The 19,778-nt window shown below is 47.9% G+C and carries 13 protein-coding genes; 7 read left to right on the top strand and 6 right to left on the bottom strand.

The features are described 5' to 3' along the window. The first annotated feature begins 572 nt into the window (after positions 1–572). The gene (locus tag AAAA73_RS05800) at positions 573–2,840 is read left to right on the top strand and encodes an NADP-dependent malic enzyme (protein ID WP_445292025.1); all 2,268 of its coding nucleotides are present in this window, start codon (positions 573–575) and stop codon (positions 2,838–2,840) included. 107 nt (positions 2,841–2,947) lie between these two features. After that, a complete protein-coding gene (locus tag AAAA73_RS05795; RefSeq protein WP_340597242.1) occupies positions 2,948–3,133 on the top strand; it encodes a hypothetical protein in 186 nt (61 codons plus the stop codon). Here AAAA73_RS05795 and AAAA73_RS05790 read toward each other — a convergent pair. Continuing rightward, on the bottom strand, positions 3,114–11,798 hold the full coding sequence (locus AAAA73_RS05790; RefSeq protein ID WP_340597241.1) for a GH36-type glycosyl hydrolase domain-containing protein: 8,685 nt from the start codon (positions 11,796–11,798) through the stop codon (positions 3,114–3,116). The genes AAAA73_RS05795 and AAAA73_RS05790 overlap by 20 nt on opposite strands. 198 nt (positions 11,799–11,996) lie before the next feature. Here AAAA73_RS05790 and hflX point away from each other — a divergent pair, with 198 nt between their 5' ends. Together hflX and AAAA73_RS05780 are read left to right on the top strand one after the other, a co-directional pair. Next, a complete protein-coding gene (gene hflX, locus AAAA73_RS05785) occupies positions 11,997–13,262 on the top strand; it encodes a GTPase HflX (protein WP_340597240.1) in 1,266 nt (421 codons plus the stop codon). 257 nt (positions 13,263–13,519) lie between these two features. Next, positions 13,520–13,951, top strand: coding sequence for a hypothetical protein (locus AAAA73_RS05780; protein ID WP_340597239.1), 432 nt, complete (start codon positions 13,520–13,522; stop codon positions 13,949–13,951). On the opposite strand, the gene AAAA73_RS05775 is transcribed toward AAAA73_RS05780, so the two are convergent. Beyond that, complete coding sequence (locus AAAA73_RS05775) at positions 13,948–14,424, bottom strand: acyl-CoA thioesterase (protein WP_340597238.1); 477 nt, start codon at positions 14,422–14,424, stop codon at positions 13,948–13,950. The genes AAAA73_RS05780 and AAAA73_RS05775 overlap by 4 nt on opposite strands. A 123-nt stretch (positions 14,425–14,547) precedes the next feature. Continuing rightward, entirely contained in the window at positions 14,548–14,940 is a 393-nt protein-coding gene (locus AAAA73_RS05770) for a helix-turn-helix domain-containing protein (protein WP_340597237.1), read from the bottom strand. Positions 14,941–15,143: 203 nt separating this feature from the next. On the opposite strand from AAAA73_RS05770, the gene AAAA73_RS05765 reads away from it, so the two are divergent. From AAAA73_RS05765 to AAAA73_RS05755, 3 genes are read left to right on the top strand one after another with little or no spacing between them, the layout of a single operon-like run. Continuing rightward, positions 15,144–15,560 (top strand): response regulator, encoded by a 417-nt coding sequence (locus AAAA73_RS05765; protein ID WP_340597236.1) that lies wholly within the window; start codon positions 15,144–15,146, stop codon positions 15,558–15,560. A gap of 26 nt (positions 15,561–15,586) precedes the next feature. Beyond that, positions 15,587–16,087 (top strand): chemotaxis protein CheX, encoded by a 501-nt coding sequence (locus tag AAAA73_RS05760; RefSeq protein ID WP_340597235.1) that lies wholly within the window; start codon positions 15,587–15,589, stop codon positions 16,085–16,087. After that, positions 16,087–17,466 carry an HD-GYP domain-containing protein gene (locus AAAA73_RS05755; protein WP_340597234.1) on the top strand — a complete coding sequence of 460 codons (1,380 nt, stop codon included), beginning with the start codon at positions 16,087–16,089 and terminating at the stop codon, positions 17,464–17,466. The genes AAAA73_RS05760 and AAAA73_RS05755 overlap by 1 nt, the downstream gene beginning before the upstream one ends. A gap of 7 nt (positions 17,467–17,473) precedes the next feature. Here AAAA73_RS05755 and AAAA73_RS05750 read toward each other — a convergent pair whose 3' ends face one another. Genes AAAA73_RS05750 through AAAA73_RS05740 form a run of 3 tightly spaced genes read right to left on the bottom strand, consistent with a single transcriptional unit; the run spans position 17,474 to position 19,762 of the window. Beyond that, a complete protein-coding gene (locus AAAA73_RS05750; protein WP_340597233.1) occupies positions 17,474–17,929 on the bottom strand; it encodes a hypothetical protein in 456 nt (151 codons plus the stop codon). A 1-nt stretch (position 17,930) separates the two neighbouring features. After that, a complete protein-coding gene (locus AAAA73_RS05745; RefSeq protein WP_340597232.1) occupies positions 17,931–18,557 on the bottom strand; it encodes an RDD family protein in 627 nt (208 codons plus the stop codon). Between the two features lie 11 nt (positions 18,558–18,568). Continuing rightward, on the bottom strand, positions 18,569–19,762 hold the full coding sequence (locus tag AAAA73_RS05740; protein ID WP_340597231.1) for a CCA tRNA nucleotidyltransferase: 1,194 nt from the start codon (positions 19,760–19,762) through the stop codon (positions 18,569–18,571). Between the last annotated feature and the right edge of the window lie 16 nt (positions 19,763–19,778).

Genomic DNA, 19,778 nt, shown 5'->3' with positions numbered 1-19,778 from the left:
TTTAATTTGAGCCAAAGGAAGAACACAAAAACACCGTCAATAATTTAAGTATTACACTTGGAGAATGACACGGCTCTTCCGGGCTGCGCGAAAACTAACTGGATTCGAGCATCGAATTTGAAAGTTTTTTCCTGCGGTTTTTTGGAACTTCAACATTTCTTCTTCGAGAAACTAAAGTAATAAATATGCCACCAAGATTTACCTAAGACGCAGGGCTGCTTCATTTACGCGCAACTTCTGACCTAAATAACACTCTGTTACCCAAAAATGCCGGCAAGACCTGAACGCAGTGGAATTTCGACCGAAAACTACCTGCGTCATACCCTTTTACCTACCGCGCCAATCAGCCCTTTTATTGACCCCCTAAGGATGCATTTGTAGAGTAACTGCACTTCTTTCGCATAAGAGCTAACGGCTTAAAAGCCTTGGAAAATTTTGGAAAAATCACGCGCGCGAAAAAAGCACGAAAGGACAAATCCTTGGAAAAGAATTTGAATAAGAACTCTGATAAAGCACCTGAGACTAAAGGCACCACAAACAACTTCGACCAAGAGGCTTTGATTTATCATAGCATGGGTAAGCCAGGAAAAATTGAGGTTATCTCATCCAAGCCCTGCGTGTCTGAAAAAGATCTTTCTCTTGCCTACTCTCCAGGTGTCGCGGCTCCTTGTAAAGTGATCGCAAAAGATCCTTCCAAAGTTTACGACTACACAGCCAAAGGAAATCTGGTTGGCGTTATCTCCAACGGCACAGCTGTATTGGGTTTGGGCAACATTGGCCCGCACGCTTCAAAACCCGTGATGGAAGGTAAAGGAATTCTATTCAAACAATTCGCCGGCATCGATGTTTTCGATATCGAAGTTGACGCGAACGATGTCGACACTTTCTGTAACGCCATCAAAACTTTGGAGCCCACTTTTGGCGGCATCAACCTGGAAGACATCAAAGCACCAGAATGTTTTGAAATCGAAGAGCGCCTGAAAAAAGAAATGAAAATTCCGGTATTCCATGACGACCAACATGGAACCGCGATCGTTTCCGGAGCGGCGTTGTTAAATGCTGTCTCCATCACCAACAGAAAAATGGAAAACGTGCGCATCGTGGTGAACGGCGCCGGCGCCTCTGCAAACTCCTGCGCAAAAATCTTCATCTCCCTGGGTGCACGCCGTGAAAACATCATCATGTGTGATTCTCAGGGTGTGATCTACAAAGGCCGTACAGCCGGTATGAACAAATACAAAGAATACTTTGCCGCCGACACTGAAGTGCGCACGCTGAGCGAAGCTTTGCGTGGTGCGGATGTATTCGTAGGTCTTTCTGTGGCCGGCGCCCTGACTCCGGAAATGCTGAAGGACATGGCCAAGGATCCAATTATTTTCGCAATGGCCAACCCGGTTCCGGAAATCACACCTGACGAAGCACGTACGGCTCGCCCGGATGCGATCATCGCGACAGGTCGTTCTGATTATCCGAATCAAGTGAACAATGTATTGGGCTTCCCGTCCATCTTCCGTGGAGCATTGGATACTCGTTCAACACAAATCAACGAAGAAATGAAACTTGCGGCAGTTCATGCTTTGGCAAAACTGGCGCGTGAAGATGTTCCTGACCGTGTTTCTGCAACTTACGGTGGCAAAACATTCAAATTCGGTCGTGAGTACCTGATTCCGAAACCATTCGACACTCGTGTTCTTTTGTGGGTCGCACCGGAAGTGGCGAAAGCCGCCATCAAAACCGGCGTTGCCACTCGCAATATTGAAGACTGGGATCACTACCGTGAAACTTTGGAGGCTTTGCAAGGCCCATCCAAAGTATTCATTCGCTCTGCCATCAACAGAGTTCATCAGAATGCGACGGCAATGGGTGGCGAATTACCACGTATCGTTTTCCCGGAAGGAACTAGCTCCAAAGTGCTTAAGGCACTTGCGACTTTGGTTGAAGAAAAAATCTGTCAGCCGATCCTGTTGGGTTACCCTGACCGCGTAAAAGAAAAAATTCAGGCCTTGGATATTCCGGCATTGCATGACGTCCCGGTTATTCATCCGGCAACTTATCCGAAGTTCTTTAAGTACGTTGAGAAGCTTTACAATTTAAGACAGCGTAAAGGCATCAACATGCGCGAAGCCGAGCGCTTGATGGCTGATCCGAATTACTTTGCCGCGATGATGGTGATGATGGGTGAAGCTGATGGTGTGGTGAACGGTGCTTCCGTGAACTATGCCGATGCGGTGAAGCCTATTCTGCAAACTGTGGGCGTCTACCAAGGTGGCGTTCCTGCGGGCTTGAACTTCATCCTTCTTGAAGACAAATTCCTGGTTTTGGCAGACACCACCGTGAATTTGAATCCAACAGCTGAGCAGTGCGCGCAAATTGCCCTGCAAGCCGCGAAAGTTGTCGAGTATTTTGGTATTGAGCCTAAGATCGCAATGCTTTCGTATTCGAACTTCAGCGGAGCTGAAGGCACTCCTTGCAAAATGAAGAATGCAGCAGAAATCGTTAAAAAGCTGCGCCCAGGCCTGATGGTGGATGGCGATATGCAAGCTGACACAGCTGTAAATCCGGAAATCATGGAAAGACTATTCCCATTCTCTGATCTTAAGGGTGGCGCGAATGTTCTGATCTTCCCTAACTTGGAAGCTTCCAACATCGCTTACAAACTTATCCAGCAGGTCGGCAAAGTGGAAGTGATTGGACCTTTCCTTACCGGCGTTCGCAGATCTTGCAACGTTCTGCAAAGAACAACAACGGTGGATGGCATCGTGAACTCCGTGGTATTCACTGCGCTGGAAGCTCAATTCATCAAAGATGTTTTGAAATCCCGCGAAGCCAATAAGCAATAAGTTCGTTCAGATTTTAACATTCCGAACACAAAGGCCTGTGGTAAAACACAGGCCTTTTTTTTCATTCTTCATTTACAATTTTCATACTAACCACCAAGGAGGTACGAATGAAGGAGTCCCCGAAACCTGAAAGTAAAAGCCAACCAAATGTTGAAACCACTCCCAAGGACAACCTTTACGAATCCCTGAACTCCCTGTCTTTCACGCAAAACTTCACACTGCTGATCAATCACTACAAGCGCGAAGTCATTACTACCAAGACCCCCACCCGGATTAAGGGTGAGAATCGCTAAGTCGTTTCACCGGGGATGCCTGGTCATCCCGATACTCCAGAATAATCTCCTTGCGTCCCCCGCTGTCCTCCAACGGAATTCTTTTTTCTGGGAGCGGCCCTTTCTTTGAGATTTGCACCTTGATGACATAGGTTGTGCTTTTAAATTTGTAGGTGATATCAAAGCTGCTCCAGGATTCCGGAACACAGGGAGCAATCACTATTTCACCATCCACGATATTAAAGCCCAGTACAGATTCCAACCCCGCACGGTAAAACCAGCTTGCGGAACCCGTATACCAACTCCAACCACCACGCCCCACGTGCGGCTCCACCGCATAGACGTCAGCTGCAATCACATAAGGTTCAATTTTATATTTTTGCATTCCAGCCCGCGTGCGAGCGTGATGTATCGGATTGATGATGTTGTACAGCTCCAGTACTTTCTCCCGCTCCTGCAGCTTTGCATAGGCCATCACGACCCAGATTGCCGCATGAGTGTACTGTCCACCATTTTCACGAACTCCCGGAACGTATCCCTTGATATATCCCGGATCCAAATTCGTTTTATCAAATGCCGGAATCAAAAGTTTGATCAAGCCTTTATCCCTAACAATCAGATTTTCTTCAACCTTGCTCATGGCAAGCCGTTGTCGCTCTGGCTGCCCCACCCCTGAAAGAATGGACCAGGTTTGCGACAGTGAATCAATGCGACACTCCTGACCTTGAGAAGTTCCCAGTGGAGTCCCGTCATCAAAGTACGCGCGACGATACCACTCCCCATCCCACGCATTGGCTTCGATGGCTTCACGCAATCGCTGCATGTGCTCCTCATAGCGCTGGGTTGTTTCAGCATCACAGTACGGCAGATAGTCATGCATGACTTTATGAAGGAACCACCCCATCCACACACTTTCGCCTTTTCCTTTTTCTCCGATGCGGTTCATTCCATCATTCCAATCCCCGCAACCGATCAAAGGTAAGCCATGGGCACCCACTTTTATGGAATGCTCCAACGTTCGCAGACAATGATTATGTAACGTCGCCTTCTCCTCACTAATTTTGGGTTGAGTATAGGAGTCCTCTTGTTCTGGTGTAAGCAAAGGAGCCTCAATGAATGAAACTTCCTGATCCAGAATGCTGCGATCTCCGGTGACCCGAATATAGTGAGTCACCACAAAAGGCAGCCACAACAGATCATCCGAAAAATGAGTGCGCACACCTCGCCCTGTCGGTGGATGCCACCAGTGCTGAACATCCCCTTCCGGAAACTGCCGGGAAGCGGCTCTTAGAATGTGCTCTCTTGCGATCTCGGGGGTGGAATAAACAAAGGCCATACAATCCTGCAGCTGATCGCGGAAGCCATAGGCTCCGCCCGATTGATAGAAAGCCGAACGGGCCCACAACCGACAGACCAAAGATTGATAAAGCGACCAGCGATTCACCATCAAATTCAAAGCAGGCTCTGGTGTCGAGACCTGAATCGACCCCAAATGGTGATCCCACATTTTGTGAACTTCCTGAAAAGCATCTTCCACGGCATCCATCTGCAAATATTTTTCAGATAAACTTTGGGCCGCGACCTTGGTGGGCGCCTGTCCCAACAGGAATACAATCTCAATTTCCTCCTGATCCCGGACAAAGTAGCTGGCTTGCAAAGCAGCGCAAGGATCATGACCGATACCCGTGTATCCGCTGAGGCCTCTTCGTTTCAGGGCCTCTGGAGAGGAATAAGATTTGTTTCGTCCCAAGAATTCTTTTCGATCGCAGGAGAACGTTTGGACCTCGGCACTGGTACGGAAGAACGAAACGCGTTCTGCAAACTCGTGATTGTAGGCATTGGTGGCATAAAGAGTTTTATCGTCATCTGCTTCGCACAGGATGTAGGGAGCGGACTTTTCGCGCAGATTTCCCAACACCCATTCCACGTAGGCCCAAAAAGACAAACGTCGATTGCGACCACTGACATTTTTAATTTTCAACCGAGTGATCTTAACAGTATCGGAGGGCGGCACAAACATGGTCAGCTCATGGCTTAAACCAAAGGCGCTGTGCTCGAATACAGAATACCCCTGTCCATGACGAACAAGGTACTGTTCCCGATTTCGAATCGGCAGTGGTGTCGGAGTCCAAATCTCGCCGGAATCATCATCGCGTATATAGATGATTTCCGTATTTGGATCTGAGACAGAATCGTTTGACCACGGAGTGATTCTGTTTTCACGGGAATTGACCGCCCAGGTGAATCCAGAACCGGACTCGCTCACTTGAAATCCAAAGTCATTGCTATTGGCAACGACGTTGATCCAAGGTGCCGGTGGCCATTGGTCCTCTTGCAAGCTGATAATATACTCGCGACCGTCTTCGGAAAAGCCACCCAGTCCGTTAAAGTACTGCAGATTCGTGGGAGTGAATTTCTTATGATCATAAGAATGAGGCTGCGCTTTCGGCGCAAAGGCTTCCGCATACTTTATTGGCAGCACCTTGCGCGACACCTGCTCTTTGAAAGTGCCGGCGTCACTGGAAATCACCACGCGCGCCATGGCCTGAATCAAAGACCGATCACCTTCCTGCAAAGTGTCCAGTTTCAAACTAAAGATACCGCCTTGCTTGTTCATCCAATCTTGAAGTCCGGCGTAGCGTATTTGCCACTGCACCTCGTCCTGCAGATCCTGCAGGTAAGTGGATTTGGATTCATTCATAATCACAAGATCAAACGCCAGACCTTTTAAGCGCAGGTACTCGTGACCACGCAGAAGCTTGCGCACCAAGCCCATGTCTTTCTTATCACCGATCATCACCGCCACTATGGGCACGTCACCACTGATCCCGAAAGGCCATAAACTGGCCTGTTCGCGGGTGTATTGTGCCAGAAAGTGGGCCGGTTGGCGCATCGATGGATCCGAGAAATACAGACGCTCTGCCAATCGTTGAAATGAATATGCGGATTCGGCATCCATCCCCAGATGGCGCAGATCGATTCTTGATTTCGTCCAGGCAAGTTTGGATTCGCGATCAAAGGAATGCACATCCTGATAGCGATCCACCAGTTGCAAAAGTTCGTCATACATGGCGGCAAAACCAGTTTTAAAGGTCACCTTACGAATTCCACCCGGCGGCACCCGCAACTTAACCCGTAAGCTTAAAATCGGATCCAGCACTGAACCAATACTGTTGGATAATGTACTTCCAGCCCGCAGAGCAATTGGATTGCTGGCATCACGGCCTCGACCGATAAATCGCGAGCGATCGGTTTCGTATTCGATCTCCCCGACGAATTCAGCATCCGTCACCACGCCGTGAAATCCATAGATTTCACTTTGCGCACTGGAACGCGGTCGTCTTTTGACGATGAGACAGCGCTTTTGTTCCAAATAGTTTGTTTGCAAAAACAAATTACTAAATCCCGGATGCGCATGATCCGCCGCCAAAGTAGCCAGAACCGGTTCGAGATAACTGGTCAGTTCCAGAACTTTTTCCTCGCCTGACATATTGGTCAAAGTCACTTCACGGAGTTCCAGATTGTCTTCCGGAGCAACGATCACTCGCGTGACCGTTTTGATATCCAGGTCTTTTCGGAAGAACTCCACCTGATCCTCGGAGAAGACCGCTTTATAAGATTCAGGTTTGCGCAACTGCGGCAGGAATGTCGTTGACCAGGCCTGGTTCATTTCGACATCCCGGACATAAATATACTGTCCCCAATTATCGCGAGTCGCATCCTCACGCCAACGAGTGACGGCAAGTTTTCCGAATTTGGAGAAGCCCGACCCACCGGTGGAAAGCATCAACGAATACTCTCCGTTGGAAAGAATCTGCACCCGAGGACTGTGATGCGGAGATTCGTCATAGACCCGAACAAAGGATTTCATCAAAGAATCGCCGGCACTTTCCCATTCGATCTCGGCGGCTTTCGGTTCCGTCAATGCCATGTACTCCGGCACTCGTTCCTGCAAGAGCATTTGCGCAGCCCGCACCCGTGGTTCGGCATGAAAGCGATTTTGCATGATTTCCGCATTTAAAATATTATCGATCGCGATAAGACTCATCCCCTGATGATGAGCCATATAGGATTTAACCAAAGCATAAGGCTGCTCTGGGGCTATTCTTTCAGGTGTGTAGTCGATAGCCTCAATAAATCCATACTCCGTCAGAATATCAGGCGTCTGCATGTTGCGCAGATTCCGGGTGGCAATGACCGGCTCCACCAAGGCCGCCAGAAAACTGGAGTACGGCGAAACAACCAGATCATGTCCCAAACCGCGCTTTAGTCCCAAGCCGGGAATACCAAAAGGACCATACTGATAGTTGTAATTTAAATCCCGGGCATTATAACCAGCTTCAGATATCCCCCACGGCACATTTAATTTTTTACCATAACTGATCTGCCGCTCGACCACGGCATAAAGGGTTTCACCGATAAGAGTGTTGTCATAACTTTTCATCACAAGATGGGGCATCAAATACTCAAACATGGAGGCTGACCAGGATACCAGGGCCCGTTTTCCCTCCACCGGAACCAGCTGCCGCCCCAGGCGAAACCAGTGTTTGGCAGGAACATCACGTTTCGCAATCGCCACGAAGCTCGCCAACCGGCATTCCGAAGCCAGCAAATCGTAATATGAATTATCATGGCGATTCTCACTGACATTGAATCCGATAGAGAAAACCTCGCGGTCCTTTTCAATCAGAAAGCCAAAATCCATTTCTGTGAAATAGGTTTCACACAAATCAGACACGTTCCGTAAATCATCACACAATGCCACCGTGTTGTTGACGACCTTGGTCCCCAACTCGCGGTACTTGATAATCTCGGCCGGCAAGTCGCTATCTGGAAAATCGGCGAGCCGCGCAAAGAAACTGCGATAGTTAACTACAGTGACACTTAACGAGTTCACCTGATCCAGCTCCTGATATCCAGAGATGCCAGCAAGCCAGGTTTTATTTTCTGAACTGAGTAACTGAGTCAGAACAAACAGGTCGGAATCTTTTTTTAGATCACCTACCAGGGTGTTTAAAGCATTCGTCCAGCCGCGAAGTTTTAGATAGAAACGAACTCCATGTTCGACTTCCAGTGCATCCAGACTGTCCCTGAAGTCTTCGACAGAAAACTGAATCGCCCGGATCAATCCGGCCCATTGGGACAGCGTTGCCGGTGCACCCTCTTCGATAATCTGCAAGGTGCTTTTAATTTGTTCAACCAAATGAGTCCCGCTTAAAGATCCTGTTTCCTGTCGCTGCAGTTGAAGTTTTTTAACTTCCTCCTCCATCAGTTCCAGGTTGTTTTTCAAGGCATGAAGACAGCTTGGGTTGAAAATGGGAGCTTCCAACAACTCCCGCGCGCCCTCTTTAATGACCAATAAATATCCCGCCATATTTCCACTATCCACCGTGGAAACATACTGCGGATAAAGGGGTGCCAAGGACATCGTGTCGTACCAGTTTAGAAAGTGGCCTCGATAGCGCTCCAATTTAGCCAAGGTGGCAAAGTGATCCCGCAAGCGATCTGAACCCGCGCGCAATGTGATAAATCCAAAGTCCTTTGCCGAAAGAATGGAAAGTGCATAGAGCCCCATATTTGTGGGCGAGGTCCGATGTGCAACGACTTGCTCGGGATCCTCCTGCACGTTATCAGGAGGAAGCCAGTTGTCTTTGGCCGTCACGAATGTTTCAAAGAAAAACCAGATTCGCCGCGCCACCGAGAACAGATACTCGTTGTCGTCCGCGGAGAGATCCTCTCTTTTCTTTTCAATTTTTCTTTGGGTCAGATTCGCGATCCACGGATAAAGAGCCCACATGGTCAAAAATGGAATAGCCACCAACGCCACATCCGCATTCCAGCGAACAATAACTGAAACCAGAATCAGTGCCAGAATGGTTTCAACTCCGGCAGTGCTGCGCCAAAAGTTTCCACCTTGATTTTCCAGCTTTTCCGCGGCGGCAGCAGTGGTCCATTCAAGTCTTTTGGTTTTTGAGACTCGAGTGCGGTAGATCGCCCGCACGATAGCATCCACATCATTCACTGCCCGGTGAGGCAGAAATACCAGAGACAAAAGAAACTGACCGACGTGGGTCTGTATTTTCCCCAGCTCACTCCAGAAACTTTTGGTCCAACTGCCACCGCGCGGTGAAACCATCAAGGCATTCACAAGTTGCAGGATGATAGGAATCGCTATCGTCACCGTTGCAACCCCGGTCCAGAACCAGGCATCCCCCGGCAAAATCAACCACGAGGCCACAAACAGAAACATCAAACACGGAGCCACCAGGCTGCGGCGAAGATTATCCCAAATCTTCCAGCGGGAAATCAGGGGCAGATCATTCACCACCAGTTTTCCATCATGGTTTTTTACAATCGGCAAAGTCCATGGACCTACCTGCCAGTCTCCCCGCACCCAACGATGCGCCCGGGCCGAAAAACTTTTATATGAGCTGGGATAGTCATCCATGACTTCAATATCAGTCACCAGCGCCGTGCGGGCATAAAGACCCTCAAACAGATCATGGCTAAGAATCGTATTATCCGGAACCCTGCCTTCCAGCGACCGATCAAACGCTTCGATATCGTACAAGCCTTTTCCGGTAAAACTGCCTTCGTTAAATAAGTCCTGATAAACATCGGACACTGCCATGGTATAGGGATCAATACCGGTATGGCCGGAAAAAACAGAGGCAAAGATCGTGCGCGAGGAGCTTTCGAGTGAAATACTCACCCGGGGTTGAATAATTCCATAACCGTCAGTCACGCGTCGGCGCAGTTCACTGAATTTAGCCCGGTTCAGCGGATGCGAAGCCACACCAATAAGGTGCCGAGCCCCATCCAATCCTAACTGCGTATCCGCATCCAGAGTGATCACATACTTGAAAGTATGAACCAGCTCCTCTGGAATAGTCATGATGGTATAACTGGTCTCTCCGTTGCCCAAAAGGATGCGATTCAGCTCTTCAATTTTTCCACGCTTACGCTCCCAGCCCATCCATTTTTTCTCGGACGGATTCCACAGACGCTTACGATGCAACAGAAAAAACCGGTCCGCACCGTGCTTTTCATTCAGACGCGCAATGCCCTCTTGCACCTGGGCAACCAGTCCTTGATCACCTTCCACCTGCTCACTGGCGGCATCCAGAAAATCCGTTGCCAGCGCAAAATAGACCTGCGCATCCAAATTGCCCAAATAATGAACTTCGATTTTCTCGAGCAGATTTTCGATGGTTTCTTCATCCACCAGCAGGCACGGCACAATTACCAAGGTTCGGTATTCTGCAGGCACTCCCTGACGGTAATCCATTTTCGCCAGCCTCCGGGGCTGAACTACATGGGTTAAAAGATAGTTGAAAAGTGTCACTGCCAAATCACTGAAAGGAATAAACATGACAAAGACGGCCACCACCATGCCATACCAAAATTTGGAATTCCTGACGGCGTAGTCGATGGGACCAATCATCGTTAAACAAATTAAAATCGCAATACTGGAAAAGTAAACCAACGTGGGATGTCTTAAGGTCAGGCGCAACCAGGATTCACTGAAGCGCGGCCGGTAATTAAAGTCCTTTTCCAGCTTTCGCAAGCCCTTGCCGTACAAATAGTAGCCCACATGGGAATTGTCCTGCTGACTTCTTTCAATGGCTTTCTTGGCGATATCGCGCTCGGGGGTTTTCGTGCGCTTTCCAATTCTTTCGATGTTGTGGCGATAATCATCCCGGGTGACGAATTCCATCTTTGCGTAATCGCCCGTTGGATCCGCCTCCAGGAGTCGATCAATATGACTGACACTTTCAAAGAATAGCTTCCAGTCGATATTACTGATCAAACGCATACTGGAAATAATATTCGCAATTGTTACCTGAGTGGTGGCCTGATGCTGATGTTCCCGGGTGACAATCTGCTCAATACTCAGATTCGCTTTACCCAGCTCCGCATTCATCGCTTCTATCACGGGCCAGACATCCGCCTCGGCATCACGCAGACGCTTTGCGACCTGCGCGATGAAGGTCAGCTCAGTTTCCACCGGTCCTTCACAATGACTGACGATTTGCTTCAAATATTTCTGAAATTTTTTTGGCTGGCGCACATTTTCCAGCAACTGCTCAACCAGATCATCCGCCATGGCGGATTGATTGAAATCCCATGCTATCCGCAAGGCCACCCGACGAAGGTTTTCAACCAACGCAATTCGCAGGGTGATGGCCACAGCCCACAACTCGCCCATTTTCAAATAGTTGCGTGTTTGAAAACCCAGAACGAATCTACGGATTAAATCCACCGACAGCCTACTGTCCGAATGTGCAATCATCGCCAATGCCAATGCATAGATACGTGGGTACCCCGCCAACTCCCCTTCGATAGCTTTGGGAAGTTCCGAATAGTACGATGGAGGAAGATCCTCCTCGATTTCACGCAACTGCTCCTCAACGATATGAAAATTATCAATCAGCCATTCGGCTGCGGGAGAAACGGATTCTTTTTTTCTGCCTACAGTGGCCAGCAAACGGTACGCGACCAGAAGCTTTTTACCATTTTCAGAACTGCGTTTAATTAAGGTTCTACGCTTTACCGAGGTTTTACCGGTTTGCAAATTCTCGCCCAGGTAAACCGCGTATTCCTCAAGTCTCTCTGCGCTGAAAATCTCAGCCTTGATCGGTAGCTCCAATATATCCTGCAAAGAGATGTTAAACTTTTTAGCCATTCCCACTCCCAAAAAACCAACCACATTAAAAGAAAATTTTGATTTGTTTAACCCGTAGGGCCAAGTTCACGTGTCAGATTGTGTGGAAATGCATGGGCCTAAGGGCCTTTGTTGGCAGGCAAAAATGTCTAAAATTTGTCTTTGACCGAATGCGCGAGGGTGATAGAATTAAGGCAGACCAAGGGAGGGTTCTTCGATTTGAGTCAACAAGCCCATGTCAAAGTTCACGATAGAGCGATTGTCATCGGGGTCGGTTTAAAAACCGAACCACTCACCGAAATCAAAGAAAATCTGCTGGAGCTGGAGGAGCTGGTCACCGCCGCTGGTGGTGAAGTTGTAGGCTCCATTATCCAAGTTCTGCCTTCTTGGAATCCCGCAACCCTGATTGGATCCGGCAAAGTCGAAGAAGTGGCCGAGATGGTCCGCGACAGCCAGGCCACGATTGTGGTCATGGATCACCAACTATCTGGCGTTCAACAAAGAAACTTAGAGCAAATTGTTAAAGTTCGCGTGGTTGACCGCAATCAATTGATTTTGGATATTTTTGCCCAACGTGCTCAGACGTTTGAAGGAAAACTTCAAGTGGAACTTGCACAGTTGCTGGATCAAATGCCCCGCATGGTCGGAGCATGGTTGGAATCTCTGTCTCGCCAAGGTGGCGGTATCGGCACCAGAGGCCCTGGGGAAACTGCCCTTGAAAACGATCGCCGCCGTATCCGTGAGCGCGTCGCTTTAATTAAGAAAAAACTTGATGGTGTTCGCCAAAACCGTGCGCAACACAGACAATCCCGTAAACGCCATGAAATCCCATCCTTTGCTTTAATTGGTTACACCAACTCAGGTAAAAGTTCTTTACTGAACCGCCTGACTGGTGCGCAAGTGATGACAAAAAATCAGGTGTTCGCAACCCTGGATCCGACAACTCGCAAAATCTTTTTGAACGATGGACCACCGGCAGTCGTCACAGACACCGTGGGCTTCATTCGTAAACTTCCCACACAGTTGATTGAGGCATTTAAAGCAACACTTGAAGAGTCGGCAGAAGCTGATGTTTTACTTCATGTGGTGGATTTATCCTCCCCCAACATGGAAAGACAAATTGAAGTCGTTGAAGATCTCATCAAGGAATTCAACTGGGCCGATAAAAAAATCATCCACGTCTTTAACAAGGTGGATGCAGCTCCCGTTGAAAGACAATTCCGGGTCAAACAGTACCCGCGGGTTTTCGTCAGCGCCCTCACCGGACAGGGAATGGAACAGTTAAAAAAGCTGATGGCTCAAATGGTCAGCGAAATGCAGACCGATGTGCAACTCTACTTCCCACGCTCCGAAGAATACAAAATTTTCGACCTGGGAAGAGAAGCACAAATCAGCAGAAAAGAAACAGCCACCGAAGGCACCGTCTGCTACACGCAGCTCACCCCTTCGCTGATCAATCGCTGGAAAGACTATATCGTTAAATAAACATGAGGAAACCCTCACTTGAATGCGAATACTTTGAGAAAATACCGTCTCAAAACAGGATTCTATTTTAAAGTGTTGCCGGATCAAAATGATGTCACTGTCGAATGTCAGTTATAATAATCCCATATCGCGTTGGTGGGGATTTTTAGTTTATGTTCGGCAGTAGTAATTTTTCGATTAATCAAAACCATTTAGGAAAGTATGTCTGCCTCAGCGTCTGGGCTGTCAGCATTACTTTTTGCTTCTATTATCTGGCAATGGGTGTTGGCCTGATTAAACTTGCGGGCCTGGCCGTGATCGCCATTTTCGGAGCACTTTGCACCCTGTTTTTTACGATCGAAAGAAATCAGACTGCAGTGATTACGCAAACGATCCTAATGTATGCATCTTTGGCAATTCTGATGACCATCCCCTCCATCATAAATCATGCAATTGCGATGTTATTGATCGTCGCTCTGAACCCAGTTATTTTTTTGAATCGGTTGCGTGTGGAATTGGTTTTTGGAAATCTGATAATCTCAATCGTAACTTTAATCGTCTATCAAATGACAAAACCCATAAGCTCTGTCCCTATTCTGGAACAACTCTTGGAGTTTTTTATGAAGTTCATGTTGATAGTCTTCGTATTCGTTCAAGTATATGGCTTGAGGCTGTTGTACGACCGTAGCCAGCCCCACTCTACAGATTAATCCTGACGCTTTTCTTTTAGACGCTGCTCTCGGCGAGCCTTGCCTTCGTTGTAGCGGCGTTTATCGTTCTCAGTGTTCAACTCCAACCCTGGAACCTCAATCGGCTTACCATTGGCACCCAAAGCCACAAATGTGGTGTATGCCGTCGCAGTATGAAAGGTTTCCCCGGTTTTAGGATCCTCTGCATCCACACGAACGCCCACTTCCATAGAGGTGCGCGAAGTGTAGTTCACACTGGCTTTAAGATTCACCACCCATCCTTTATAAACTGGCGCCACGAAATTAATGCGATCAATGGAGGCTGTCACAACATCTTTATTCGAGTGACGTTGGGCTGCTATGGCCGCTGCGATATCAATCCATGACATGATCGTCCCCCCGAACACAGAGCCCAAGGCATTTGTGTGCGACGGAAGAACCAATTGAGTCATAACGACTTGAGAAAATGAAACGGGCTTGGAAGATTTAGCCATAAGAACGAGCCTTTCACGAAGGACCCTTTTGCTATCACCAAAAAACAAAAGGCACAGCATTAAATGCCGTGCCTTTTATACTAAACCCTTCACGGATTCAGTTCAACGCTTTGGGCGTCTATATTAGATGCCACCCATACCGATGTCGGAATTACCATTACGGTTCATGCCGCCACCTGGAAGAGTTGTAGCACCAGCTACAGTCGCAGATCCTGCTGGGATCGTTTGCGTTTGGTTATTGTTGTAAGTCTGAGCAGTAGTCGCATTTTGGTTGTTGCTCTCTGCGCGGATTTCGCTTTCCACGAAACCAAGGTGAGGCAAGCACCATACGATCAATTGTGCACGAGATTTCACATTCATCTTTTTATAGATGTTAGTAAGGTGAAATTTAACTGTTTTTTCAGTTACAAAAAGCTGGTTCGCAACTTCCTTGTTGGACAAGCCTTTAGACACAAGTTCAGCAACTTCTGCCTCTCTATTTGAAAGACCTTTTTGAATCAGGACATCTCTGAGCATCCTTGCTCCCTCCCGCTAATTGTTTTTTATTTTTCTATCTAAACCGTTTGTACCGCCCAGGACTCATGTCCAAAAGCAGCACGACCACCTGTAATAAAGTCTGACATAAATTCTGAGATTCGCAATAGCTTTGGACTCTAGTTTTAAAAAACTAGACCGATAATGGAGTAGATTTTACACAAAATAGCCCCTTAGGAGATATTATGTTTCCCAATACGACCAAATTTTTGATCGTTGACGACTTTTCCACAATGCGAAAAATCATCAAAAAGGTTTTAAACGAACTTGGCTACACTAACGTCGAGGAGGCGGACGATGGTAAAACCGCCCTTCCGATGATCGCGGCGGCTCACGACGCGGGTAAGCCATACGAGTTCATTATCTCTGACTGGAATATGCCGGGAATGCAGGGTATCGACCTTTTAAAAGCCTGCAAGGCAGACCCTCGATTTAAAGCGACGCCTTTCATGCTGGTGACTGCAGAGTCCGAGCAAAAACACATCCTTGAAGCAGCAAAAGCCGGAGTTTCCGACTACGTGGTGAAACCATTCAATTCCCAGACTTTGAAGGGGAAAATGGAACGCGTTTGGGCTAAACACGCTGGCGCAAAAGCCGCCTAACTGAATGCATTTAAGGAGTATTTAAAATGTCAGCAGCACCTAAAGTGGATGCTATGAATCCACTATTTGACAAACGTCTTATAAATGCATTCGTCGATGGGGTTATTAAAACCTTAAAGACTATTGCAAACACCGACGCAACCCCGGGAAAGCCATTTATTGAACCTTCCTTTGTTCTTAAGGGTGAAATCGCAGGAATGGTTGGTATGGTGGCTCCCCCACTTAAAGGCACACTTTTGATTTCTTACGGCAAAGATTCCATCTTCCATATTCTGGAGAATATGCTGGGTGAAAAACACACCGAAATTAACAATGAAGTTCAAGACGCGGTTGGTGAAATGACCAACATGATTTACGGCTCTGCAAAGACAACCCTGAATCAAATGGGCTACAACTTCGAAATGGCAATTCCTACGGTAATTTCCGGTAATTTTAATATTACTCAGGCAGACAAAGGCGCGACTCTGGTCATTCCTTTCAATCTGTCCAACAGCTCCACCTTCTACGTGGAGATCACGGTGCAATAATGACGACCAGCCCTGGAAAGACTGTTGATGTCATCATAGGAAGCCCTCATCCGGGATTTTTGGAGACTATTCAGGCAGTTTTAAAGGGCTACTATCCGTACATCTTGCAACAATTCAAAAGCGTCGACGAAATCATCGACGCTTCTTCAAACGCCGAATTCAAACCCATTCTGGCATTAATCGACGGTCAAGACGGTACGAACACCACCAATGAGTGGGTTCAAACCACCAAAATGAACTACCCCGACTGCCACCTGATCGTATTGCATTCATCCGCTCCCCTGGATTTTAACATCGTTAAAAAGAACGGTGCCGACGAGGTGATGCATATCAACTTTGACCGGGAATTTATCTCGGACATGGTTCTGCAGCTGGCTCCGATTGACCTTGATGGCGAGAACATCCCGATCACAGCCCTGATGCCTGTGGATTTGCGCGACATGGAACCCAACATCACTCTGAACTTTGATGTCTACGTTCATCTTCCAGCAAATCATCGTTCCGTCATTCTGCGCCACAGTGGTGACGTGATCGAAGACCGCCACGTGGAAAAGTTCAAAAACATGCGCCAACAGATGTATGTCAAGAAAACTCAAATGAAGCAGTTCTTTGAGTTCGCGCGCACCATCATGAGCATGCGTAATATCCCCTTCCCGATCTCCATGACCGAGAAGTTTCATCGTTCCAAAAAGAATATCTACGAATTCATGCAAATTTTCCTGAATGCCGCCTCTGGCGACTACTCCATGGGAAAAGGAATTTTGGATAAATGTAAAACGATCATCAATGAACTGGAGCTGAACAAGACTCTGCCTGGCCCGGAAATCTATGATGAGGTCTGCCGCTACACCGGCAACACCCGTTCTTACTATCACGACGCCCTTTGCGTATCCGCCTTCGCGGCCTATTTCGCACAGCTTTTGGATTGGCCCGAGGAAAAACGTGAATCTGCGGCGATTGCAGGCTTGCTACACAATATCGGCTTGTCCCAAGCCAACTTTTCAGCGACAGAAATCGACGTCACCAAACTAAGTGGCGAACAGGCCCATGACTATAAGTTCTATCCGGAAAGATCCGTGAATCTGGTAAAAGCCAAAAAAGTTCCGATCAATCAGGACATTCAAGACGGAATCATGCAACACCGGGAACTTCCAGGTGGTCGCGGCTTCCCTAAAGCTTTACCAACTGAAGACATCACAGCTATCGGAAAGTTGTTGAGTATCGCTTATTCATTCCATCAATTGACAGCACTGCGCGATCAGGCTTCAGCACTGGCACCACAAATCGCCATGAGTACCATGAAAGACGACGCGATCAGCGGCAATGGCAATTACGATCTGGTGATGATCAGTACTATCGCTAAAAAATTTAAGCCTTAATATCTCACTACGGAAACAACTGAGTGGCCTTGACCTTGTAATAGTCCTTGGGCTGCTCATTGGGAATTCCCTGCGCCACATCCAGCTGATCTTTTTCAACGTTCATCACCTTCATGTTAGAGCCGTACATCTGCCCCGACATGGTATAAAACACATTCACGAACTGATAATCCCCAGCACTATCGCGACCCACAAAGGCAAAGATGTTTTTGAACGAGGTCTTTTCCGCCAGATAGAAAATCTGCGACGAGATCTGGGTACCGGAAACCTGCTCCAACTTCTTGTACAGATCTTCCCAACCATTCACCATGGGTTTGACCTTCCATGGAAATGCATTATCCCCACCGGGTCCGAGAACCTGAACGCCGACAAAGTTGATCTTGGAAAAATCCACACCCGCTGGAGGCTGGGCCTGGGCCGAGAACACGAACACCAAGGAGATTAGAAACACTATCAGTCTCATCTTATTCGTCCTCCATCATGTCTTCACCCACATCCACGGAAACATCTTCCATGGAACTGATCGCAACCAAGGCCCGCAGATCTGCCTTGCCGTTTTTCCAGTTAATTTCATTGATGATATTCGATGAAAACAACAGTCCTTCGTAGGCATAAGACAAAATCAGCAAACTCCCCACCACCCAACGGATCGTGGGACGCTGAGGGCGCGGTGTAAATTGCACCACGCGGGTTTCGGCAACCCAATCAGAAAGATGAGTTCGGTCATATCTAAAAAAAGCCAGGGCATAAATAGCCCAGGAGAAAAAGAAAGTCAGACGACTGGTCAGCGGACGCAGAACACACTGCGTGTATTGCAACTCCTTCGTCGGATCATCTGCAGGTACAACTTTTAAACCCAACAACCATTTCCCCGGAGTGGCCGACAACAGCATCAAAGACACGGCTTCATAAAGGGCCGGCACCAGGAACAGCATCCCCAGTTGAAACAGGGAAATCTCGACATCACCTTGAGTAAACCAAGCACGATAGAAAAGTGTCCCGAAAGGCAGGTAACAAACCACCAGAAAAATCTGATCCAACATGATGGCAAAAAGTCTTTTCCAAGTACTCGCAACAAAGACGTCGTTCATTTGTAATTACCTTAGACTTTCTTTAAGTATTGATCCAACCACGCGAGCGCTTGCTTGCGATCCCCGTGATTTTTTTCCAGTTGCAGGCAATAAGCTTCCTGCAAACACGTGCCAATCGCCGGCCCCTGAAGTTTGCCTTTCAGATCCTCGCCGGTCAGGAATGGTTTTGGCAACTCTTCACCGAAATCCTGAGACTCGGCAAACAAAGCCAGGATACGTTCCTCAAAATGGCCTTCTTTCATCAAAACTTCCAGGGCCCAGTACACACCCGGTTTCTGCATTTGCTGCAGCTGAATCCCCAGACGCTGCATCAGGAATTCCTCTGGCTTATGCCACAAATTCCAGGCGTCTTCGATACCCCGGCGTTCCTTTGTTGAAAGACGCAATAATTCAATGCTCTTTGACAACTCCGCAGAACCCGCAGATCGCAAATACAAACTTAAATTCTGCCAAATTTCACAACCGGGATAACCGGTCCAACTGACATCCATGGCCTTCCAGGGAAACAGCTCGGCCTGCAGTCCCGTATCCTGCATCACACGCAGTCCCAGAGGCACATTCTTTGATTTCAGCAATTTGCCCATCTCATCGCGCAGTCGTTCACCACTGACAGTCTTGACCAACGAAGACATCTCCGTCATGGCTTTCATGGTGACTGGCTCTATCGCAAAATCCAACTGTGCTGCAAAGCGAGCCCCGCGCAGCAGGCGCAGGTGATCTTCAGTGAAGCGTTTTTTAGCATCACCCACAGTGCGCAGAATCTGTTTTTGTAAATCGGCCTGGCCATTTACAAAATCCAGCACTTGATGCGTTTTCAAATCATAAAACAGGGCATTCACGGTAAAATCGCGGCGTTCAGCATCCTCCTCGGGCGAGGAGAACTCCACATGATCAGGACGTCTGCCATCCGCGTAGGTGCCGTCGTTGCGAAAGGTGGCCACTTCGATATCAGCCCCACCCACGAGAACACGCATGACCCCGAAGACTTTACCCACCCCGACAGTTTTTTCGAATAATTTTTCGATCTGATCCGGAGTCGCATCGGTCGCGATATCCAAATCATTGGCTTTAAAACCCAATAAAGCGTCACGTACACAGCCCCCGGCTAAAAACGCTTTATAGCCTTTATCGCTCAAACTGTGATAGATTGCCTCCACAGCGGGCCAATGGGGATGAGATTGCAAAATAGTGCGAACTTGATCCATACCAATTCAGTGTACA

This window comes from Bdellovibrio sp. GT3 (assembly GCF_037996765.1).
Lineage (GTDB): Bacteria > Bdellovibrionota > Bdellovibrionia > Bdellovibrionales > Bdellovibrionaceae > Bdellovibrio.
The sequence above is the reverse complement of the archived record's forward strand: the minus strand, read 5'-3'. Positions and strand labels throughout refer to the sequence as shown.

Excerpts from the sequence above, each read along its gene's own strand:
- AAAA73_RS05745 (WP_340597232.1), bottom strand. The coding sequence starts at position 18,557 with ATGAACGACGTCTTTGTTGCGAGTACTTGGAAAAGACTTTTTGCCATC.
- AAAA73_RS05755 (WP_340597234.1), top strand. The coding sequence starts at position 16,087 with ATGACGACCAGCCCTGGAAAGACTGTTGATGTCATCATAGGAAGCCCT.
- AAAA73_RS05795 (WP_340597242.1), top strand. The coding sequence starts at position 2,948 with ATGAAGGAGTCCCCGAAACCTGAAAGTAAAAGCCAACCAAATGTTGAA.
- AAAA73_RS05740 (WP_340597231.1), bottom strand. The coding sequence starts at position 19,762 with ATGGATCAAGTTCGCACTATTTTGCAATCTCATCCCCATTGGCCCGCT.
- AAAA73_RS05800 (WP_445292025.1), top strand. The coding sequence starts at position 573 with ATGGGTAAGCCAGGAAAAATTGAGGTTATCTCATCCAAGCCCTGCGTG.
- AAAA73_RS05765 (WP_340597236.1), top strand. The coding sequence starts at position 15,144 with ATGTTTCCCAATACGACCAAATTTTTGATCGTTGACGACTTTTCCACA.
- AAAA73_RS05770 (WP_340597237.1), bottom strand. The coding sequence starts at position 14,940 with ATGCTCAGAGATGTCCTGATTCAAAAAGGTCTTTCAAATAGAGAGGCA.
- AAAA73_RS05780 (WP_340597239.1), top strand. The coding sequence starts at position 13,520 with ATGGGTGTTGGCCTGATTAAACTTGCGGGCCTGGCCGTGATCGCCATT.
- AAAA73_RS05790 (WP_340597241.1), bottom strand. The coding sequence starts at position 11,798 with ATGGCTAAAAAGTTTAACATCTCTTTGCAGGATATATTGGAGCTACCG.
- AAAA73_RS05775 (WP_340597238.1), bottom strand. The coding sequence starts at position 14,424 with ATGGCTAAATCTTCCAAGCCCGTTTCATTTTCTCAAGTCGTTATGACT.
- AAAA73_RS05760 (WP_340597235.1), top strand. The coding sequence starts at position 15,587 with ATGTCAGCAGCACCTAAAGTGGATGCTATGAATCCACTATTTGACAAA.
- AAAA73_RS05750 (WP_340597233.1), bottom strand. The coding sequence starts at position 17,929 with ATGAGACTGATAGTGTTTCTAATCTCCTTGGTGTTCGTGTTCTCGGCC.